Origin of the sequence: Rhodopirellula baltica SH 1 (assembly GCF_000196115.1) — a bacterium.
GTDB lineage: Bacteria > Planctomycetota > Planctomycetia > Pirellulales > Pirellulaceae > Rhodopirellula > Rhodopirellula baltica.
This window is the reverse complement of record NC_005027.1, coordinates 2,915,771-2,935,944: the sequence shown is the minus strand read 5'-3', so window position 1 is coordinate 2,935,944 and position 20,174 is coordinate 2,915,771. Positions and strand designations below refer to the sequence as shown.

General features: G+C 54.4%; 16 protein-coding genes. 9 read left to right on the top strand and 7 right to left on the bottom strand.

Going from position 1 to position 20,174, the window contains the following annotated elements:
* Positions 1 to 376 precede the first annotated feature (376 nt).
* Positions 377 to 652, top strand: a complete 276-nt coding sequence (locus tag RB_RS11365) for a hypothetical protein (RefSeq protein ID WP_007330042.1) — start codon at positions 377 to 379, stop codon at positions 650 to 652.
* Positions 653 to 726: 74 nt separating this feature from the next.
* The gene (locus RB_RS11360) at positions 727 to 1,575 is read left to right on the top strand and encodes a ParA family protein (RefSeq protein ID WP_007330043.1); all 849 of its coding nucleotides are present in this window, start codon (positions 727 to 729) and stop codon (positions 1,573 to 1,575) included.
* Positions 1,576 to 1,628: 53 nt separating this feature from the next.
* Here the strand turns inward: RB_RS11360 and RB_RS11355 are convergent, their stop codons facing one another.
* Complete coding sequence (locus tag RB_RS11355; RefSeq protein ID WP_011120546.1) at positions 1,629 to 2,222, bottom strand: DUF6702 family protein; 594 nt, start codon at positions 2,220 to 2,222, stop codon at positions 1,629 to 1,631.
* Entirely contained in the window at positions 2,219 to 4,855 is a 2,637-nt protein-coding gene (locus tag RB_RS11350) for a M1 family metallopeptidase (protein WP_011120545.1), read from the bottom strand. The genes RB_RS11355 and RB_RS11350 overlap by 4 nt, the downstream gene beginning before the upstream one ends.
* 367 nt (positions 4,856 to 5,222) lie before the next feature.
* On the opposite strand from RB_RS11350, the gene RB_RS11345 reads away from it, so the two are divergent.
* On the top strand, positions 5,223 to 5,405 hold the full coding sequence (locus RB_RS11345) for a Flp family type IVb pilin (protein ID WP_037199528.1): 183 nt from the start codon (positions 5,223 to 5,225) through the stop codon (positions 5,403 to 5,405).
* 13 nt (positions 5,406 to 5,418) lie between these two features.
* The gene (locus RB_RS11340) at positions 5,419 to 5,934 is read left to right on the top strand and encodes a hypothetical protein (protein ID WP_164921884.1); all 516 of its coding nucleotides are present in this window, start codon (positions 5,419 to 5,421) and stop codon (positions 5,932 to 5,934) included.
* A gap of 186 nt (positions 5,935 to 6,120) precedes the next feature.
* Here the strand turns inward: RB_RS11340 and RB_RS11330 are convergent, their stop codons facing one another.
* Entirely contained in the window at positions 6,121 to 7,086 is a 966-nt protein-coding gene (locus RB_RS11330) for a uracil-DNA glycosylase (protein ID WP_011120542.1), read from the bottom strand.
* A gap of 90 nt (positions 7,087 to 7,176) precedes the next feature.
* Between RB_RS11330 and der the strand changes: the two genes are divergently transcribed.
* The 4 genes from der to RB_RS11305 all read left to right on the top strand — a co-directional run bounded on the left by der (position 7,177) and on the right by RB_RS11305 (position 12,752).
* Positions 7,177 to 8,541 carry a ribosome biogenesis GTPase Der gene (gene der / locus RB_RS11325; RefSeq protein ID WP_007330049.1) on the top strand — a complete coding sequence of 455 codons (1,365 nt, stop codon included), beginning with the start codon at positions 7,177 to 7,179 and terminating at the stop codon, positions 8,539 to 8,541.
* A gap of 251 nt (positions 8,542 to 8,792) precedes the next feature.
* Positions 8,793 to 9,299, top strand: coding sequence for an NINE protein (locus RB_RS11315; protein ID WP_011120540.1), 507 nt, complete (start codon positions 8,793 to 8,795; stop codon positions 9,297 to 9,299).
* A 168-nt stretch (positions 9,300 to 9,467) separates the two neighbouring features.
* Positions 9,468 to 11,567 carry an alpha/beta hydrolase family protein gene (locus RB_RS11310; protein ID WP_011120539.1) on the top strand — a complete coding sequence of 700 codons (2,100 nt, stop codon included), beginning with the start codon at positions 9,468 to 9,470 and terminating at the stop codon, positions 11,565 to 11,567.
* A gap of 57 nt (positions 11,568 to 11,624) precedes the next feature.
* Positions 11,625 to 12,752 (top strand): hypothetical protein, encoded by a 1,128-nt coding sequence (locus tag RB_RS11305; protein ID WP_011120538.1) that lies wholly within the window; start codon positions 11,625 to 11,627, stop codon positions 12,750 to 12,752.
* Between the two features lie 78 nt (positions 12,753 to 12,830).
* Here the strand turns inward: RB_RS11305 and RB_RS11300 are convergent, their stop codons facing one another.
* From RB_RS11300 to RB_RS11280, 4 genes are all read right to left on the bottom strand, one after another.
* Positions 12,831 to 13,286, bottom strand: a complete 456-nt coding sequence (locus RB_RS11300; protein WP_011120537.1) for a hypothetical protein — start codon at positions 13,284 to 13,286, stop codon at positions 12,831 to 12,833.
* A gap of 30 nt (positions 13,287 to 13,316) precedes the next feature.
* Positions 13,317 to 14,399 carry a DNA glycosylase AlkZ-like family protein gene (locus tag RB_RS11295; protein WP_011120536.1) on the bottom strand — a complete coding sequence of 361 codons (1,083 nt, stop codon included), beginning with the start codon at positions 14,397 to 14,399 and terminating at the stop codon, positions 13,317 to 13,319.
* A gap of 24 nt (positions 14,400 to 14,423) precedes the next feature.
* Positions 14,424 to 15,224, bottom strand: coding sequence for a hypothetical protein (locus RB_RS11290; RefSeq protein ID WP_011120535.1), 801 nt, complete (start codon positions 15,222 to 15,224; stop codon positions 14,424 to 14,426).
* 400 nt (positions 15,225 to 15,624) lie between these two features.
* The gene (locus tag RB_RS11280) at positions 15,625 to 17,004 is read right to left on the bottom strand and encodes a 3-keto-disaccharide hydrolase (protein ID WP_011120533.1); all 1,380 of its coding nucleotides are present in this window, start codon (positions 17,002 to 17,004) and stop codon (positions 15,625 to 15,627) included.
* Between the two features lie 83 nt (positions 17,005 to 17,087).
* Here RB_RS11280 and uvrA point away from each other — a divergent pair, with 83 nt between their 5' ends.
* Positions 17,088 to 20,093 (top strand): excinuclease ABC subunit UvrA, encoded by a 3,006-nt coding sequence (uvrA, locus tag RB_RS11275; RefSeq protein WP_164921883.1) that lies wholly within the window; start codon positions 17,088 to 17,090, stop codon positions 20,091 to 20,093.
* Positions 20,094 to 20,174 lie beyond the last annotated feature (81 nt).

The window sequence follows — 20,174 nt, the reverse complement described above, 5'->3', positions numbered from 1 at the left end:
ATGGCGGTTGGGGCTGGGTGGGCATCGCAGAAGTCCATCGAGGGGGGATTCAGGGGGAGCCACCATCATGATCGCTAACGACCGCTTCATTCAACTAGGAAAATCCGTTGGTGGAGCAATCCAAATGGACTAGTCCAGCCGCCGGCCAAGCGATTTCGCAAGGGAAAGTGGAGCAATTTGCCAGCGTTTTTGAGATCGGGTTCAAGCTCCTCGATTTGCCCGCAAATTTTTCTCAAGTTACCTAATCGGCACAGTCGATAGTTCTTTCACGCGACGCCCTGGCGTCGAACCCGCTCGGCTTGTTACATCCTGACCATCGGGTTGCCAATCTTCGCGGCCATGCCAACCGAAACTCTCGTCAATGGAATGACTCTCTGTGACATCCCTTACCGCTCGTCACCAATCGAAAACGGATTCCACCGACCTGAAACAAGCTCGCCGCGAAATGGAACTGGACCGAATGGCTGGTTTAGGAACGTCCAAAACCGTTTCTCTTCCGCTTTCGCAAGTGGCTCGATTGCTGATCGACGCCGCCCAAAGCAACCGAACTTGGCTGATGGATTTCGCAGATGATGTGGTGCGAATCGACTCAGATTTGTATGAAGTCCTACTGGCATACCAAGAACTGCGTAGTGATCTTCGCACGGCTTGATTGGTTGTCAGATTTGGATCGGATCCATCCACACGCACGACACTAACCATTTGTAACTCAGGAGCATTGCCATCATGCGATCAATCGCTGTCATCAACCAAAAAGGTGGTGTGGGCAAAACGACCAGCAGCGTCAATTTGGCCGCCGCTCTCGCTCGATCCGGTCGTCGCGTCTGTGTGATGGATTTGGATCCCCAAGCCCACGCGTCATTGCACCTTGGGATCACCGCCATCGACGGAAGCGTGCCTTCGATGTACGAGGTTCTGTGCAGCGATGTTTCGCTGTCGGAAGCCCGCCAACAAGTCGGTGAAAACCTCTTCGTTGTGCCATCCAACTTGGACTTGGCCGCCGCAGAAATGGAACTGGCCGGTGAAGTCGGTCGCGAGATGATTCTCAGCGACAAGCTCGCCGACGATGAAGAAGAATTTGACTACTTGGTTTTGGATTGCCCACCGAGCCTGGGTGTGCTCACGTTGAATGCATTGGTCGCGGTTGAAGAAGTGTTCTTGCCGCTGCAGCCACACTTTTTGGCGCTGCACGGTTTGTCCAAATTGCTTCGTACGATCGAAGTCGTTTCTCGCCGGATGAACAACAAGTTGCGACTCAGCGGAGTCGTTTTGTGCATGTATGACGCCAACACGCGTTTGGCCGCGGAAGTCAGCACCGACATCGATGAGTTCTTCGCCGCATCCAAAGATGGTCGCGAATTCTTCTCCGGTGCCAAGTTCTTTGACACTCGAATTCGTCGCAATATTCGCTTGGCAGAAGCTCCCAGTTTTGGACAATCGATCTTCGATTATTCCAGCGAAAGCAATGGGGCAATTGACTATCAATCGCTCGCCGAAGAAGTGCTGGCACAAGAAGTCGCCAGCGTTCGCAAAACGTCGAGTGTTTCGACTCAAAGTGCTCGCATGGCCGCCTGAGGCCGCTGTGCGATTCTTTTGTCGGGCGGGCTGGTTCGCCCACGCCCGACTCGTCAGTCAGGCCACTTCAATTCAGCGACCGGTTCCCGCGGTGTGATGACCGCGGAAACTGGAACTGGATGGCCCAAGATCACAAACGTGTTCTGAAACGCGTCGTGAGGTCCATGCCCACCAGGATGCACCGTGTTTCGAGCGGTGTCGACGAACAAATCGCATCGCACGTGACTGGGCGGTACGACTTTGCCATCCTTCGGTTTTGAAACCTCGTATTCCGCGAACCACCAGACGTGGATGCCTTCTTCTCGGCGTCCCACCCAGCGATATTTCGCGGCGTTTTCAAGCTTCGGAGCAGGAAGACACGCGTCGTCATTGGCAAACGTCATGTGTCTGCCAAATGCCAACTGTTGAGGTTTCAGGTCAACGCGTGATTTCTCGCCGGTTGCCGTCTCAGGACTGTGTTCGCCTGATTTTGAAAGCGTCGAATTTGCTTCCTTTATCAAGCGTTCTTCATCGGCGAGCGATAGTCGAAACGCAATTTCGATTCGCTCGGTTTCAGGATTCCACTGCAGTTCGCACAAGGTTTCCTGAGTGGGATGCAATAGCATCCCACTGAGTACCAGCCAACAAGAAGTGACAAACGCAATCATTCGTCGGTGGCCTCCGGCGAATCTGCTTCGGCTTCGTTTTCTTTCTTGTCTTTGGCTGCCTTGGGCTCAGCCTCGGCAGCTTCATCCTTCTTCTTGGGTTTTGCTGGTTCGTCTTTTTCGCCTTCGCCCTTTGGCTTCTTGCCTTCGTCTGATTTCTTGGAAGCTTCGTCAGAGGGTTTATCTGCGGAAGCGGCTTTCTTCTTTTCTTCCTCTGCCTTCTGCTTTTCGGCGGCCTTTTCTTTTTCGGCGGCCTTTCGCATCGGGTTGCTGGATTTTCCGGATTGATAAAGCTTGAAACGGCTAGGTTCCAACTTTGGAGGCCAATGATTGTTTCCGCCGTCGGTGTCCGCGATTTCTCGCTTTGGATCGATCTCCAAACGAACGATTTCTTTTTCGCTCAGGAACAACCGCTTCACTTCCTTGCTGTTCACTCGCCAGATTTCGGCTGGTAGCTGAACGTCTTCGGAGGTGCTGTCTGCGTAGTGGATTCGCATTGGCACCGGCATCACCAATCCGCCCTTGTTGGACAGGTGCACCACGTAGAACCGAGTGGTCCGGCGAAGCATGGCACGTTGTTCGTCATCGAGTTTGTCCAAGAACTTTTGATAGTTCTTGCGATCGTTTTCCTCGACCTTGTCTTCGTCGTAGTCCGGCGCGTTGTAGAAATCCTTCAAGCCGGGACGCCATTCGATGCGGCGGCGAAGTGGCAACTCGCGGTTGCGTTCATCAGAGATTGAATCTTCACGAGCATCTTTCTTTTTGCGTTTTCGCTCGGCGGCTTCGTCTGGATCGCCGCTGTCGATCAAATACAGTTCGATGCCTTCGATCGCAACGTCAACGTGATCGGTGCTGTAGAACCAACCTCGCCAGAACCAATCCAAATCGGTGCCGGAAGCGTCTTCCATGGTGCGGAAGAAATCACTTGGCGTTGGCCGTTTGAATTTCCACCGATTCGCATATTGCGAGAACGCAAAATCGAATCGTTCTCGTCCCAAGACGGTTTCGCGAAGGATGTTCAGAGCTGTCGCGGGTTTTCCGTATGCGTTGGAGCCGAACTGCAGGATTTCATCGCTGCTGGTCATGATCGGACGTTGGTTGCTGCCCCGCATGTAAGGGACGATCTTTTCCGGTGGGCCGCGACGCGATGGGTAGTTGTCTTCCCACTCTTGTTCGGTCAGGTACTGAAGGAACGTGTTGAGGCCTTCGTCCATCCACGTCCACTGACGCTCGTCACTGTTGACGATCATTGGGAAGAAGTTGTGGCCGACTTCGTGAATGATGACGCTGATCAAACCGTACTTGGTCGCTTTGCTGTACGTACCGTCGTCCTCGGGACGCGGGCCGTTGAAGCAGATCATCGGGTATTCCATCCCGTATACAGGCCCGTTGACGCTGATGGCCACTTCGTACGGGTATTCAAAGGAATAGCGGCCGTAGACTTCCAATGTGTGGGCGATTGATTCGCTGCTGTATTGGCTCCACAACGGTTCGGCTTCGTTGGGATAATAAGACATTGCTAGAACGGTCTGGTCGCCGACTTTGACGGGCATCGCATCCCAGATGAATTTGCGACTGGCAGCGAACGCGAAATCGCGAACATTCTTGGCGGTGAAATTCCAAGTCGCACGTTCTTTGGATTTGGATTTTTCGTTCTCTTTGGCTTCTTCTGGGGTGACGATGAATTCGAGGTCTTCGCCCTTCTTCATCTTTGCCAAACGCGTCTTCCATTCCGGTTTGAGAACGTCGTCTGTGTTTTTAAGCGTTCCCGTGGAAGCAACCACCATGTCCGCTGGAACATCAATCCGGACGTCGTAGTCACCCAGTTCCAATGTGAATTCGCCTGAACCCAAGAACTGATGATGTTGCCATCCGGTGTAGTCGGTGTAGGCGGCCATCCGTGGGAACCACTGAGCGATTTCGTAGATGTAGTTCTTGTCCTTTTCGAAGAACTCGTAGCCACCGCGAGCTCGAATGACTGTCGCATCAACAATGTTGTAGCTGTATTCGATTTTCAGTTGGGTCGACTTGCCCGGCGGCAATGGCTTGGCCAAATCCACTCGCATCATCGTGTCGACGATCAGGTGATCGATCTCGCCACCTTTTCCGTCGGTCACGGAACTGATTTTGTAGCCGCCATCGAAGGCTTGTTGAGCCAACATGGTTTCGACGAACTTGAAAGTGGCTTGCGAGCCGATCCCGGGAGCCGACTTGCTGGTGATGGCAACCGAATCGTTGTTGAATCGGTTTTGATCGAGTTGGACCCAAAGGTAGTCCAGCGTGTCAGGCGATTGGTTGTGATAGGTGATCTCGCAGGTGCCGCTGAGCGATTGATTCTCATCGTTCAGTGAGACGTCAATTTTGTAGTCGGCCCGTTGTTGCCAGTACTGAGAACCGGGAGCACCCGAAGCGGTTCGATAAACGTTCGGCGTCGGCAACCATGGTTCCAATGGATGGAACTTGTCCGTCGGGTCGCTGTGTTTTGGGTTGGGCAACGGTTGTGCGGACGCGGTGCTCGGTGCGACCGCGGTCAGCAATCCTGCCAATGCGACGGCCAAACAAACCATCGCGGTGGAGAATCGAAAACTGAACGCGGGAGCCAAAACACGTGAAAGCGGGATCGATCGAAATCGCATCTTTCAAAGACCTAGGGCGGCGAGGTACCAAACTGGGATCAAACTGAAGCTTCACAGGATACTTCGCCAAGAAACGTCGTTTGTCCACGTCGCAGCCGTAATTTGGTTAGGGAGGTGATTCTCGCGGCAGCTTGCGATTGGCAAAGTGTCTAAACCCATGGATTCCTCGCCTGAGGGGCTCAGTTTTCGCTCTTCGCTCTAGAGAATACGGCGCAAGCGTTACAAACCGAACGATCGGCATGAATTTCCACTTCGGGGGCAAACCCATTCGATATGCCCGGCTCACATGACAATGCCGGGCTAGGTTTTCGACAGAGTAGGAGCGTGATCCTGCCGCCATGATTTGTAACCGTATGAAGTCATTTCCATGTCCCAAAGACCCTTCTTGCGATCGATCCAGCGATTTTTGCTCGAAGAAGATGGCCCGACCGCTGTTGAATACGCCGTGATGCTGTCACTGATTATCGTGACCGCTTCGGTGGGTATCAGCATTTTGGTCACCGAGACGAGTAACAGTTTGCAGAACTCGTCCGACGCCATCGCTAACTGAATTGGATTGCCCCGTGAAAGCCAAGCGACCCACCCGTCCGTTGCGTCAACAACTGTTGATCGACAAAGACGTCCAAGTAGCGTTGATCTTGCGTGCCGTTCTCTACGGAACCGCATGCGTCACCTATTTTGTTGTCATTCAATTTTTCACTCAGTCGATGATCCATCCCGGTGTGAACACCGCGGATCTGTTCTTCTCGTTGACTGATGAAGCGATGTACTGGGTCCCCGGCTTGTTGGTTTTGGGACCATTGATGATCTACGACGTTTTGAAAGTCAGCAACCGATTTGCCGGACCGATTTTTAGCATGCGTCGAGAAATGCAAAACTTGATCGACGGCAAAGAAGGTCGAAGCATCACCTTCCGAAACGATGATCATTGGTCGACCTTGGCGATGCAGTTCAACACCATTCGCGAGGAGTTGTTGGAACTGCGAGCCAGCATGCCGAGCGAAGCGGAAGAGGAAGATGAAGAAGACGACAGCTGGATGGATGCAACACCGGAAGACAACGCTGTCGCCGTTGGTTGATAGCGGGCTGTTGATTCAATGAGCCGTACCGCGTTAGTGGCGGTTAATCAGATGCCAACCGGTACGAATGCCCATCGGCTAATTGTTGTCATGCGGTAGACGACTAAACAAACAGCTCGACCGCATCGGAACGAAACCGATTTTATGCTGAATGATTTCAGCTGCTGGTTCAGTTCGGCAGCGGAATCAGGCTAAACCCGCGTCTCGCATCAGCATCTGCAGATCGGCCCAGGCTGCTTTTTTTGCGTCTGGATTTCTCAGCAAGTACGCCGGGTGATAGATCACCAACACTTTGCTTTCGTGGTATTGGTGAAAGCGTTGCCGAAGTCGACCAATGGAAAGCTTGGTCTTCAGCAGTGAATGAGCACTAACCGCACCGAGACACACGATGTATTCGGGACGCAGGATTTGAAGTTGTTGCTCAAAGTATTCGCGGCAATTCGCCAATTCGGTCGGCTCGGGGTTTCGGTTCTCAGGCGGTCGGCACTTGACCGTGTTCAGCAGATAGATGTCTTCCCGCTGAAGCTTGCAGGCCTGAACCATTTTGTCGAGCAATTGCCCAGCCTTCCCGATGAACGGCCGTCCCAATCGATCCTCGTCGGCTCCGGGAGCTTCGCCAAAGAACGCGAATCTCGCGGCTGGATTTCCTTCGCCAAAGACGGTTTGGGTCCGGCACTTGGCCAGCAAGGTGCATTTGGTGCATCCGGCGACAACCGATGCCAAATTCGTCAACTGGTTTTCGCGTTCCGCAATCGGCAAGCTGGTCCCGGGGTAGGGATCGTCGCATGCGGAGAAGGATTCGACCGGTTGCAGCCTGCCTTCGGGGGCTCGCGGAGGCGTTTTGACCTCGGGCCCGATCGACGAGCCAGCGGCGGATGCTTGAGGAGATGGTTGCGGGCTGGACGCTGCTGCGACGGGCGATGGTGATTCAGATGAGGCAGCATCCTGGATCCAGCGTGATTTCCACGATTCGACCGATTCCGCCTTGGGTTGGGGAATAAAACGAATGCCAACCCGCTGCAGGTGAGCCAGCAGTTCTCCGGCGGCTTCGTGAGTTTCGCCGGGGTCGAGGTCGTTTTCTGAGGAGGTCATGAGCAACTGGAGAGGCGTTTTCGCGTCAAAAAAACGGTCATTGCGGGGAAGTTCGAGCAAGGAAGGGATTCTTGAAATGCTCGACGCAGCTTACCATTGGCAGGTTACCACCGATTCGTCGTTCCTTTTACCCTCTGTTCGATTTTTGTCATGCCTGTCCCTCAAGTCGCCATCGTCGGCCGCCCCAATGTCGGCAAGAGCAGCCTGTTCAACTGGCTCGCTCGCCGTCGGCTCGCCATCGTCGATAACTTCGAAGGTGTGACTCGCGATCGCATGACCACACTGATCGAGTCTGACGATCAGTTCTTTGAACTAATCGATACGGGCGGCATGGGGGTCGAAGATGCCGACGACCTGACCAGCGACGTACGGCGGCAAATCGACATGGCCATCGCTTCGGCCGACGTGATTTTGCTGGTCGTCGATGTTCAGACCGGATTGATGCCACTCGATGAGGAAGTTGTCGAACGCCTGCGTGGTGTGGAACGACCTGTGATCTTGGTTGCCAACAAGGCCGACCAAGAGCACCAGGACATTCATGCGGATGAATTTCGACGCCTCGGACGAGGTCACCTGATCACGGTCAGCACCACACAAAACCGACACCGTGATGACTTGATCCAAGTCATCGTGGATCGACTGCCGGAGAAAGATGAGGATTTGGTCGCCCCTGAATCTTCGATGAAGATCGCGATCGTTGGCCGTCGGAACGTCGGGAAGAGCACCTTTGTCAACACGCTCGCCGAATCCGATCGGATGATCGTCAGCGAGGTGGCCGGTACCACGCGAGACAGCGTGGACGTGCGATTCGAAATCGATGGACAAACGTTTCTGGCGATCGATACACCTGGTTTGCGAAAACGCAAATCCATACGAACGGACTTGGATTTCTACGGAACCCACCGCGCTCAACGCAGCGTCCGACGCGCCGACGTTGTGCTGATGTTCTTTGACGCCTTGGAAAAGACCAGCAAGGTCGACAAGCAACTTGTTGGCTACATCATGGAGCATCACAAACCGGTGATCTTTGTGGTCAACAAATGGGACAAGGTTGACAAAGAGGTTCCAACCGAACGTTGGGTCAAATACCTGCGTCACCAATTCACCACGCTGTCCTACGCACCGATTGCGTTCATCACTGGACAAACCGGACGCAATGTCAAAGCGGTGATGAACCACGCCGCGATGCTTTACAAACAAGCCCAAAGCCGAGTGTCGACGGGCGAACTGAACCGAATTTTGCGAGCGGCGATCGAGCAGCATCCGCCCGCGATGTACCAAGGCCGTCGACCGAAGATCTTCTATGCCACGCAGGTTTCGACCGAACCACCAACGGTCGTTGTGATGTGCAGTGATCCCAAGGCTTTGACCCACGACTACCAACGCTACCTGATTGGTTGGATGCGGGATCACCTGCCGTTCGGCGAAGTTCCGATCAAGCTCTACATGCAACAACGCAGCCGATCAGAAGCCAAAGCGGAACGATCCGGGCAAGGTCGCTCGTTGGAATCCTAGAAGACCGGTGGTGTTCGCTGGCATGGTACGGGCACAGTTTTCGACGAAGGATTGCTGATAAAGCAGCGATCGTTGTGTGCTTCGCAAAATGGCGCGCCACATGCACTCGTAAATGGTGCCCTAACAGCCTGTTGATTTAGTCGTCTACCGAATGACGACAATCAGCCGATGGGCGTTCGCCCCGGTTGGCGTCTGACTAACCGCCGCTAGCGCGGTACGGCTCATTGAATCAACAGCCCGCTATGGGGTAAGTGCCTCAGCCATCGCGAATTTTTTGCGATGCGAACATCCGAATGCAGCGAAGTGCCATGTCGACGACACACAACCACCCACAGCCCTCAGCGCCTTCCTCGCAAGGTTACATGCCGTCGCCCGAAACGCATTCCATTGTGATCGGGTACATCGTCTGGATCTTTGGCTTCTTTGGAGCACACCGTTTCTATTACGGGAAGCAGATCACAGGAACGATTTGGTTTTTTACCCTGGGTCTAGCCGGGATTGGCTGGCTGATTGATTTGTTCTTGATTCCAAGGATGGATCGGCGTGCTCAAAGACGCTTCACGTCGGGCCCGGTGGACTACACCATGGCCTGGATTCTGCTGACGTTTTTGGGTCTCTTCGGCATCCACCGTTTCTATCTCGAAAAGTGGATCACCGGCGTTATCTATTTGCTCACCGGTGGGCTGTTTGGCGTCGGTTGGCTGTACGACCTGTGGACGCTGAACGAACAAGTCGATCAATACAATCGCCGGGCGTGAGCGACCGCGATAACATTGGCTTTTTGAAGAAGAGTTGATGGATCGCCACGGGTGAAGCACAGGCAGTCGTGAACCACCTACAATGGGGCTGAGCAACCGAGCGGTTTTGAAATCGACTGGATGCTCCCCTGCCCCATATCCCACCTTCTTCGCGATTGAGATTCACTCATGCGCACGCTTTATCTGCCATTCGCTGCACCGATTCTGATTCTGGTGCTTTTGGTTCTTTCTCCGTGCTCTCGTGCCGATGACACCCCGGCGGTCTCGCCCGACGGTGATCGATTGGTGGCTGATTACTTCGAGCAGCAAACTCGTTTGTTGACGGATCGATCACTCGCGGACATCGAAAATTTGGAGGACTGGACGAGTACGCGAGAAATGTATCGTCAGCAACTGCTGGACATGTTGGGATTGAACCCGATGCCCAAGCGAGGCGAATTGCATACGACCGTGACGGGCGAAGTTCGCAAGGGTGACGTCGTCGTGGAAAAGCTGCATTTTCAGTCGATGCCAGGACTGTACGTGACCGCAAATTTGTATCGGCCCGCAGAAGTGGACGAGCCCCTGCCCGCGGTTCTGTACGTTTGTGGTCACGGACGCGTTGTGGAAGACGGCATCAGTTACGGAAACAAAGTTTATTATCAACACCACGGCGCCTGGTTCGCTCGCAACGGCTATGTGTGTTTGGTCATCGACACCATTCAGCTTGGTGAGTTCGAAGGGATTCATCACGGCACTTACCGAGAGAAAATGTGGTGGTGGAACAATCGCGGTTACACACCCGCAGGCGTCGAAGCTTGGAACAGCACGCGAGCAATCGATCTGCTTCAAGCTCGAGCCGATGTCGATCCCGATCGGATTGGCGTGACGGGCCGAAGCGGCGGCGGAGCCTACTCATGGTGGTTGTCTGCGATTGACGAACGCATCCAAGCGGCAGTGCCGGTCGCTGGGATCACCAGTCTTCACAACCATGTGGTTGATGGCTGCGTCAGTGGGCACTGCGATTGCATGTACATGGTCAATACGCATCGTTGGGATTTTCCAATGGTCGCCGCGTTGGTTGCTCCACGACCGCTGCTGATCTCAAACACCGATCGCGATTCGATCTTTCCACTGGAGGGCGTCGTGGATGTGCACGCCAAGGTTCGAAAGATCTATGAGCTGTATGGGGCGGAGGAAAATCTGGGTTTGCAGATCACTTCCGGTCCGCACCACGACACCCAAGAGCTACGGATTCATGCGTTTCGATGGATGAATCGTCATCTGAAAAACGATGAGTCACTCGTTGATACGGTGGCAACAAAGCTGTTCGACACCAAGCAACTCAAGGTGTTTGATGAACTGCCCATGGACGAACGCGTGACAACGATTCACGAAACCTTTGTTCCCAAAGCAACGCTCAACAAATCGCCTTCAACACCTCAAGAGCTGGCAACGTTGAGTGAGAGTTGGAAAAAGCTGCTTCATGAGTTGACATTCGCTGGTTGGCCAGATGATGTTTCGACAAAACAAACGTTGACCAACTTCGAGCAACTCACACGCGACGATGCTGAGGTCATCTTTGCCCAGTACGACAGTCAAGCCCCGTATTGTCTGCCACTAATCATCGTGCGTCCTACCAAAGTGGAGAAGAAAACGACCGAAAAGAAGCAGGCCACAACAGCGTCGCCCGTCGATGTGGTTGTGTTGGATCAAGCGGGTTGGGATCGTGCCACGTCCGGACTGGCCGTGGTCGACCCGCAACGCTATCCGAACATGGAACCTTCTCAGGATGTTTGGAACGAGATGATTGAATCGGGACGTCCTACGGTTTTGATTGCGCCTCGTGGAGTTGGGCCGACCGAATGGTCGCGTGATGAGCGAGAGCGGACACACATCCGTCGCCGATTCATGCTGTTGGGACAAACTGTTGCCGGAATGCAAATTTATGACGTCGTCAGTGCGTTGAAAGCACTGAGCGGACACCGAGAAGATTTCAATTTGGCCGGTCCATGGACCTTGAGTGGGACGAACGATTCGGCGTTCATCGCGTTGCATGCCTCCGTTTGGTCGGACTCCATTGCCAAGTTGAAATTGCTGAATCTTCCGATATCCAATCGAGATTCACCGGATTTGCTGAACGTCAGCAGGGTGCTCGAACTTCCTGAGCTTCTGACCATGGCCACCAGCGAAGTCACAGTGTTGATCGGAGGAAGCAACCAGGCCGAGTGGCGGAAACTTGCTGGATCAGCCCCGCTTCTTTCCAGCATCGATTGGGTGGTTGAGTGATCGAGCAACAGTCGCGTTTCTGATCGTGTAGGCTTAATCGTATCAGGAGCCAATCACATGCGAAAATTCGTGCTATTCGTCGCTGTCTTCTCAGCATTCTTCCCACGTCAATTGTCCGCCTGTTTGTGGGACTACGACACATTGGCAATGGAACGCGAGCTGTTTCCCGGTGCGAATGAATTGATTGCTGGGTATTTTGTTCGCCATTCGGACGCCTACTACGAATGGAGGATCGCCGATCGAATGGCGAAGCCAGCGAACCAACAGCTACCTTCGGACCTGGACGATGTGGCGGTCGCTCACGACAAACTTGGCAATCACGACAAAGCCATTGAAACGATTCTTGAGAAGATGGAGCGATGGCCGAACCAAGGTCGCTACGAATCGGAAGCCAATCTAGGGACGTTCTACATTCATGCGGGGCGACTGGAGGAAGGCTTGAAGCACATTCGCAGCGCCATTGCGATCAATTCGGATGCCCACTTTGGTCGTGAAATCTATCAGCAGCTTCTGGTCGAGTATCTGATTGAAAGGCAAAGTGAATCACCGCAGTTACCTTTGTCCACCTCCGTTGGTGAAGGACCACTTGGCTTCACTGCTTTTGTGCTGGAATCCCGAAAAGCGGCGGAGGACGTGAGGTTGGAGGAGATTCAAGCCGCTGCCAGAGGCGTCATGGGAATGATGCGATTTGGAAACGCCGATTCGCCTGTGTTGCTGGAAGCACTCGGCGACTTGTTGCTGGCGGACTTTAGCAACGATGACGCGAAAATGCTGGCGACCCGAGCCTATCTGAGAGCATCCATGAAGGTGGATGACCCGGATGCAACCGTTGCATATCGAGACAAAGCGGAGGCGACGATTTCAATGCAGAAAGATGTCGAGCTGGAGCAAGTCGAGGAGCTGTTGTTTCAAGAGATAGAGAAAGGCAACAATTTGTTTATTCGCATTTCTGCCGATGAAGCGGCATGGATCGCAGCTGATATGGATGTCGATGTGGAGTTCCGGAAGAAGTACCTCGATGCACCACCGCTCAGCTACGGTCCGGAGGAAGATGATGAGGAAGGGTGGGTGAGCGGCCTTTCGACAACTGGTGTGGTCGCTTGTATTTTTTCCTTAGTCGCCGGGCTGAGTGCGATCGCAGTGGTCGCGAGAAAGCAAAGCCGTCGTGATCGCTCTTTGTCGTGATCTTACTTCGCCTTGATCTAACTTCGCCTTGACGCGTAGTTCGCGTTGTGACTTCAACAGCGACTCAGCGTTTTTGGATCAATTCATTTCAGAACTCGGCGACTCTTTGGTGCGTTGCTCTTTCTGGGGTGGTATCGGCAGTGACTTCCGTTTCACTTGTCTTTGATACCAGCCTCCACGGTAAACACTCAGCACGCCAAACTTGTAGCGAGCGGTTGTGCCAGCGGCCAACATGCCGACAAACACAACCGGAAAAAAGTGACCGATCTCTATCCGACCGAACAACGCAGGGGCCAAGAGGCTGAGCGACAGTGTGGCGACAATGAGAGAGCGAATCCATTCGTGTCCTTCCGGCATCTCGACGAACATTCGCGTTCCGCAACCTTTGCATTCGTATTGCAATGAGAACAATACAGAGCTGATTTGGTTTTTTGTCCGGCAAAGTGGGCATTCATCTCTGGCGATTTCAGGTCGATCGGTTGGCTCCGATTCCGGCGGTGGAGTCGACGGTGTCTGATAAGGGTTCACACTCATTCAAACGGTTCGCTCAAAAATGTTCTTACTTTAGCCAAGTGTTACTTCCTGAACGCTTTGATCGAGTCCTAGAAACTCCGCCAGTCGATTGACTTCCGACTCTGCGGCCAGACGGAAGGCTCGATCTTTTGGACGGCGATCCACATAACCAAAGTCAACTTTCAGGCGGCCTGCTTCGACGATGGCGTTTGCCCAACCAATGATTTGATCTCGCCAGAGAACCGGCATGGCATAGTAGCCCAGTTTCCGTTTTTGCTGAGGAGTGTAGGCTTCGAAACGGTAGGTCCAATTCCAAAAGTGCTCGAAACGCGTTCGGTCTCGAACAATCGGATCGAACGGTGCCAGGACCCGAACGGTATCCGTTTTCATCCTTCCGCGTCGACCAGAGTCCAGCGACAGGTATTCGACCTCATCGATCGTGTCCACGCGAATTCGACCGGCGTCGATCAGTCTTTGCAGACACCTTCGCCGATCAGCGACGTTTTCGACCAAGTATTTGAAGTGAGATAGTTCGCTGAGCAGAAAGCGACGTGTCGTTGCACCCATCGCTTGTAACGTTGCAAGCATGATTTCTCGCAACCGTTCCTCTCGGGATAGCGTCGGTTCAAACTCATCGGCGACTTCGTAGACGCGGATGCCGTTGTTCCGGTTGGCGACGCGGAGTGCACCGCGATTGTGCAGGGATTCCATGACCATCCTCGCTGACCGAGAGAATCCGCCCCAGTAATTTTTGACTCGTTCGCCACCGATGTGTGATTCCAGGTCTTTGGAATGCATCGGACCGTGTTGCCGAATCAGGTCGAGCGTTTTGCGATGTTCGTCAGTCAGTTCCTTGTCCGTTTTCGGGTGCACCAGTCGCCAAAGGTCTTTCGAGAGAAACCCGTAGGCGAACAGATAGCATTCCTCCAAATCGAGATTCGGGTAGTGACGTTCCAAGTCTCCCGCCCGGTAGTTTTTGACACGATGACGCAGGATCAGATCCTGAGCCCGGGCTGGGCAACGAATCGGATCGGCTTGGACAAAACTGAGACGTTGGATCGCGGCGGCCATGCCGCAAGGTGAGAACAAGCTGTCACTCAGCACTCGTTTTCGGAATTGATCCAGGGACGGCATGGGCGATGCAATCGTGTCTTGGTTTTAGATGTCTGTACGAGTCAACCGAAGATACGTTGTTGGATCATTGGTTGGAACAAGGATGAGTGCATCGTCGCTGTTCATCGCCGCATGAAATCCGGCTCCAATCGCAACCATGGCTCCATCGGATACCGAGAACCATTGTTTGCCAGACTTGAAAAACGGATCGGAAGATTCCGCTTCAAAGGTTTCTTGATCAATGAACGTGTATTGGTTGGTAGCGGGCTTCCCGTCTGGTGCGACGATTTTGACATCCCACTTGCCCGTTAGTTTGACATCGCCGTCAATCGGCACCAATGTTTCGCCGAGACGTTTGCTGACTGGTTCGAGAGCCTTGCTGACTTGCTCCTGCTGCATCCGCTTCAATTGCAGGCGTTCTTGTTCTTTCTCCGCGATCGCAGGTTTGAGCGAGTCCATGTCCTCGAACAACTCCTTGGTTCTGGCGTGGACACCGGATGTCGCATCGATCACCAGCAGTTCCAACGAAGGAAACGATGCCATGGAGCAATTGCCACCAAGTTGCTCCCACTCAGCCGGAAAAACCATCGATTGAGTTACTCGCATCAACGTCGAAAAGTCGAGAGGTGTGTCTGGCGAGACCCCAGCGTCGCGAGTGGCTCGAATGAGATCACCCACCTGGTAGACCACTGGATAGGGGTCTTCGGATTGATACTTGGCTCGTCCGGACGAGTAACCACTTGAGAAGCCAGTTCGATAACCGGCAAAAAAACCGGCGACGCAGAGGCACGCGAAAAGCAAGAATGCGATTGGATAGCGGAATGATCTGCGGTTCAAAACGGACATGGTGCTGATCGATCAACGGGCGAGCGAAGGAGAGTGAACTTGCTCGTTAATCTATCGGCTCCCCCCCATGCGATGTTGGCACGGAGCTCAATTAATTCGCCGTCTTGCGGCGACCAATTGGTGCCGTTGTCGTCGGCGTCTTTTTGATCGTCTTGCTCTGGTAGAGACTGTGCCGTTTTCCATGCCCAGCCCTCACCCTCGCGTACCCCTAAACGGCGTCGCTCGACCTCTCCACAAACTTCGTTTCGGGAGAGGTGCGACATGTGGAATGCCGACAACAAGCGATATGAAAAACGCACAACCTCCGTGTTCAGGGAGGGTGATTTCAACCTTGGGAGCACGGCATCCTAGAACGGCATCGCCCTCTCATGGGAGAGGCGACGAACGAGTCTATTTCGCCCTAATTATCAGATTTCGGTGGGAACGAGTCGCTGGTGGCGATCCCTCGGTCCAGTACCCAGACGTTGCGGAAACGGACCGGGTCGGAGTGGTCTTGCAGCAACGTTGGCAATGGAATCGCTTCCTCTGCTTTGCCGGCACCGGTTGGACCGGGCAAAGCGACGTTGTCTTGGACTTTCACACCGTTGACCCACGAGGTCACGTGAGCGGGACGTAGCTTCTTATCATTGGCCCCAAACCGTGCGGCGGTGAAGCGGATGTCATAGGTCTGCCAAGTGAGTGGTGGGAACGCCATGTTCAAACGCGGTGGCTTGAACCGGTAGAGTGCACCCAGGCCATTGAAGACTCGATCGGTACCAAACGAATCGAGGATCTGACACTCGTAGCGGCTTTGCAAATAGACGCCGCTGTTGCCGCGTTGTTGACCTTGTTTACCAGGCATGTGTGGAATTCGGAATTCCAAGTGCAGGTCAAAGTCGTTGAGCAACCAATTGACGTTGGCACCCTGAGCGAGCAAGCCTTCGTCAGCGATCCGAGCCTTTGTGAATTGATCTGTGTTCTCGCCATTGAAGAGCACGAGTGCATCCTTTGGCGGTTGAGCACCCATCGTGGGGCTGGTTCGAATCACGCGGGGCAATTCACCGAGTGAGTCACCTTCGAAATTGATCAAGCGACATTTCTCGGGACCAGCGAACAATGCCCAGGGACCACCGGACAGGACCAGGATTTCACCGTTGCGGCGTCCGATCAGCCGGAGTTGGGTTGCCTCGTCGAATTTCTCATCGCCGGGAAGTCCACCTTCGTACGCGAGGGCTTCGAACTCGCCCGAACCGAGGGCTCGAATCTGGATTCCGAATCGTTGATTGGTGGCTTCGGCGGAGGCGTCCGAGTCGTCGGTTTTGGTTTCGGTTTGAATGGAAACGTCGCCGGCGTATTCGCCAATCAGTTGGAAGTCGACAGCGGCCGGGCCATCGGTGGGTGGCAAGGTCCAAACACCCTTTTCGACCCAAGTCGGATCAGGTTTGGGCTCGGACGGTTGTTCTTCGGATGGTTCTGCGGCTTCTTGTTTCGGGGCGTCTGCCGCCTTGTCGGTCATCTTTTCTTCGTTCGACTCGTCCGCCTTCGAATCGGCTGGCTTGTCGTTTTTTTTCTCGGTGGCTTTCGCATCTTTGGTGTCTTTGGAGGCTTCCTCAGCCTTCTTTTCCGTTTTTTTCTCGGCTGGTTTGTCCTCGGATTTGGAGTCGTCCGACTTCGTTGTGGCCGCGGAGTCCTTTTCTTGTGCCGACACTGCCTGTGGCGCCAGCGACACCGTCAGGCACAGAGCGAGCAAACCCGTGAAAACGCGTGGGGTTGGGGTCGCGAGAAATTTGCGAAATGACATACTCGAACGGGTCTCGTGCTTTCGGGGATGGTGGGCAGTCTGGGGGGAGGAGACATTTTAATTCAATTGTGAATGGATGCATCATGGGACAAACGCAAAGTTCGACAACAAAGACCCCGGTGACACGACAACCGATCTCGGTTCGCGGGTGCCGTGTTCACAATTTGCGTGATGTTGATGTTGATATTCCTCGCGGGGAATTGGTCGTGATTTGCGGGCTTTCCGGCAGTGGAAAGACTTCGTTGGCTCTGGACACGCTGTATGCCGAGGGTCAACGCAGCTACATCGAGAGTTTTTCGGCGTACACGCGGCAGTATCTCAACCAGCTCGACAAGCCGGATTGCGACAGTATTTCCGGGATTCCGCCCGCGATCGCGGTGACTCGAGCCTCGGCGGTGAAGACGAACCGCAGCACCGTGGCCACGTCGACCGAGATTGCCGAGCACCTGCGACTGCTGTTCGCCCGTGCATCGGAATTGGTGTGTTACCAGTGTGGCCAACCAGTCGTGATCGACAGCCCGCAAAGTGTCGCGGCCCAGCTCAGCGACCCGGCAGCAAAAGTTCAGCGGGCCATCGTGGGATTCGAACTCTGGTTGCCGGATCGGAAAGCCGCGTCCGAAATTTTGCTCGGGCTGCAGCAAGAAGGTTTCGTGCGTTTAATTCTGAAAGGCGAAACGTTCCAGTTGTCCGATGAAGACCGCAGCAAGATGGCCAAGCGGATTGGATCGAAAGGGGTGACGGCGACGGTGGTCGTTGACCGGCTTTCCTCCTCGTCGGAAATGTCTCGCTGGACGGAGTCATTGGAAACCGCGATGACGGAAGGCAACGGTCGCGCGGTCGTGCTGTTCCAGTCCGACGCGGAAGATCGGTTCAAAGGGTTACCGACCCAATCAATCGACGGACGGGAGATATTGCAGCGAGTGGCCAGCGATCGACAACGCTGCGATCACTGCGACATCGAATATCCGGACCCGGTCCCACGGGCGTTCAACTTCAATCATCCGATGGGAGCGTGTCCGGAGTGCGAAGGGTTCGGCGATGTCATCGGAATCGACATGGACCGGATTGTCCCCGACAAGTCCAAGTCGATTCGCGAAGGCGCGATTGCACCTTGGAATGCACCTTCGTATCAACACGAATTGGAAGAGCTGCTGGCACTCGCGGACGATTATGACTTGCCGGTCGATGTGCCCTTCTCAAGCCTGAAGAAGAAACATCTGAAGTTGATCCATGAAGGCGTCCGCGAACGCAAGTTCGGTGGTTTGAATGGCTTCTTCGCTTGGTTGGACCGCAAGAAGTACAAGATGCACATTCGAGTGTTTGCATCGAGGTACCGCAGCTATCGGACTTGCCCGGCATGCGGTGGCGATCGGTTGAAACCCGAGTCGCTGGCCTACAAAGTTGGCGGGCACAATGTCTCCGAAATGTTGGCGATGCGTTGTGACGAGCTGGACCAGTTTTTCAGTGACTGGTTTGGTGCGGATGCTGAGAACGCCACAGCGACCGATGCAACCACTGAGGGTGAAATCGTCGGGGAAAGATTGGTTGGCTATCAGACACAAGCTGAATTGTTGATCGCCGACCAGCAACGTCGACACACGATCGCCAGCGAGCCGGTCCGGCAGATTCGCGATCGGTTGCGTTACCTGGACCAGGTTGGACTCGGTTATCTGCAGCTCAATCGAACGCTGCGAACGTTGTCCGGTGGTGAGACCCAGCGGATCGCATTGACGTTGGCTTTGGGCAGCACCTTGGTTGGCATGTTGTATGTGCTCGACGAACCGACGGCCGGTTTGCATCCAATCGACGTGGAGCAATTGGTCGATGCAATCACTCAGCTTCGCGACCGTGGTAACACCGTGGTCGCGGTGGAACACAACGACACGCTGATCCAACTCGCCGATCGAGTGATCGAGATCGGTCCGGGGGCGGGCGTGGGCGGAGGCTTGGTGACTTTCGAAGGCACGCCGAAGCAGCTGGTGAAGGCCAAGGACAGTTTGACGGGGCGGTATCTTGGCAAGAACCGCAAGCGTTCGATCCAACTTGATTTGACCGATGGCCGCGCCCCCACCGGTTCATTGAAGCTATCTGGCGCGAGCGGTCACAACCTCAGGGACATTGATGTTGAGTTTCCGCTGGGATGTTTGACGGTCGTCACCGGGCGATCAGGAAGCGGAAAAAGTTCGTTGATCCACGACACTTTGTTCGGAGCCGTGTCGACGCGATTGGCGGAACGTCGTGGCGAAGTGCCGTCCGCTGACATCGTCGCCAACACGCTTCCGTTTCAGTCCTTGCGTGGTGAAAACGCAATCGATGATTGTTTGTTGGTCGATCAATCTCCGATCAGCCGCAGCCCGCGCAGTTGTCCGGTCACGTTTGCGAAAGCGTTTGATCCGATTCGGCAAGCGTTCGCTGAGACGGTGGATGCGAAGATTCGGAACTTCAAACCGGGGCACTTCAGTTTCAATTCATCGGCGGGGCAATGTTCGGCGTGCGAGGGAGCGGGCGTGCAAACGATCGACATGCAGTTTCTCGCGGATGTCTCGATGCGATGCGGCGAGTGTCGCGGGCGACGATATCGAGACGAGGTGCTGCAAGTCCGCTATCGCGATTGCACGATTGCGGACGTGTTGGAGATGACCGTTCGCGAAGCATCCGAATTCTTTCGCGAAATGCCGAAGGTGCAGAACAAACTGAAGCGGTTGATTGACGTGGGGCTGGATTATGTCGCCTTGGGGCAACCCGCAACCACGCTTTCCAGCGGCGAGGCCCAACGTTTGAAGTTGGCAGCGTTCCTGGCGGGATCGAGCAAACGGCGGACGTTGTTCTTGATGGACGAGCCGACGACGGGATTGCACTTCGACGACATCCGACGATTGCTCAAGTGCTTTGATGCGTTGATTGACGAAGGGCATTCGTTGGTCGTGATCGAGCACCATCCCATGCTGATGGCGGCCGCGGATCAGATCATCGAAGTTGGTCCTGGTGCTGCCGAGAATGGCGGCCAAATCGTCGCCAGTGGGACTCGTGACGAAGTGGCGTCGGTCAACGACAGTCTGACCGGGCAGATCTTGCGGCAGATGCTTTAACGAGCAGTCAGAGGAGAACGTTTGTCTCAAGCGTTTGGAGGTCGTGCAGGTTTGAAGTGCTGTGCCCTTCAACCTGCAAGC

Bases quoted from the DNA above. Each gene is read 5' to 3' on its own strand.
- RB_RS11360 (WP_007330043.1), top strand. From the start codon at position 727: ATGCGATCAATCGCTGTCATCAACCAAAAAGGTGGTGTGGGCAAAACG.
- RB_RS11355 (WP_011120546.1), bottom strand. From the start codon at position 2,222: ATGATTGCGTTTGTCACTTCTTGTTGGCTGGTACTCAGTGGGATGCTA.
- RB_RS11350 (WP_011120545.1), bottom strand. From the start codon at position 4,855: ATGCGATTTCGATCGATCCCGCTTTCACGTGTTTTGGCTCCCGCGTTC.
- RB_RS11345 (WP_037199528.1), top strand. From the start codon at position 5,223: ATGTCCCAAAGACCCTTCTTGCGATCGATCCAGCGATTTTTGCTCGAA.
- der (WP_007330049.1), top strand. From the start codon at position 7,177: ATGCCTGTCCCTCAAGTCGCCATCGTCGGCCGCCCCAATGTCGGCAAG.
- RB_RS11310 (WP_011120539.1), top strand. From the start codon at position 9,468: ATGCGCACGCTTTATCTGCCATTCGCTGCACCGATTCTGATTCTGGTG.
- RB_RS11305 (WP_011120538.1), top strand. From the start codon at position 11,625: ATGCGAAAATTCGTGCTATTCGTCGCTGTCTTCTCAGCATTCTTCCCA.
- RB_RS11300 (WP_011120537.1), bottom strand. From the start codon at position 13,286: ATGAGTGTGAACCCTTATCAGACACCGTCGACTCCACCGCCGGAATCG.
- RB_RS11295 (WP_011120536.1), bottom strand. From the start codon at position 14,399: ATGCCGTCCCTGGATCAATTCCGAAAACGAGTGCTGAGTGACAGCTTG.
- RB_RS11290 (WP_011120535.1), bottom strand. From the start codon at position 15,224: ATGTCCGTTTTGAACCGCAGATCATTCCGCTATCCAATCGCATTCTTG.
- RB_RS11280 (WP_011120533.1), bottom strand. From the start codon at position 17,004: ATGTCATTTCGCAAATTTCTCGCGACCCCAACCCCACGCGTTTTCACG.
- uvrA (WP_164921883.1), top strand. From the start codon at position 17,088: ATGGGACAAACGCAAAGTTCGACAACAAAGACCCCGGTGACACGACAA.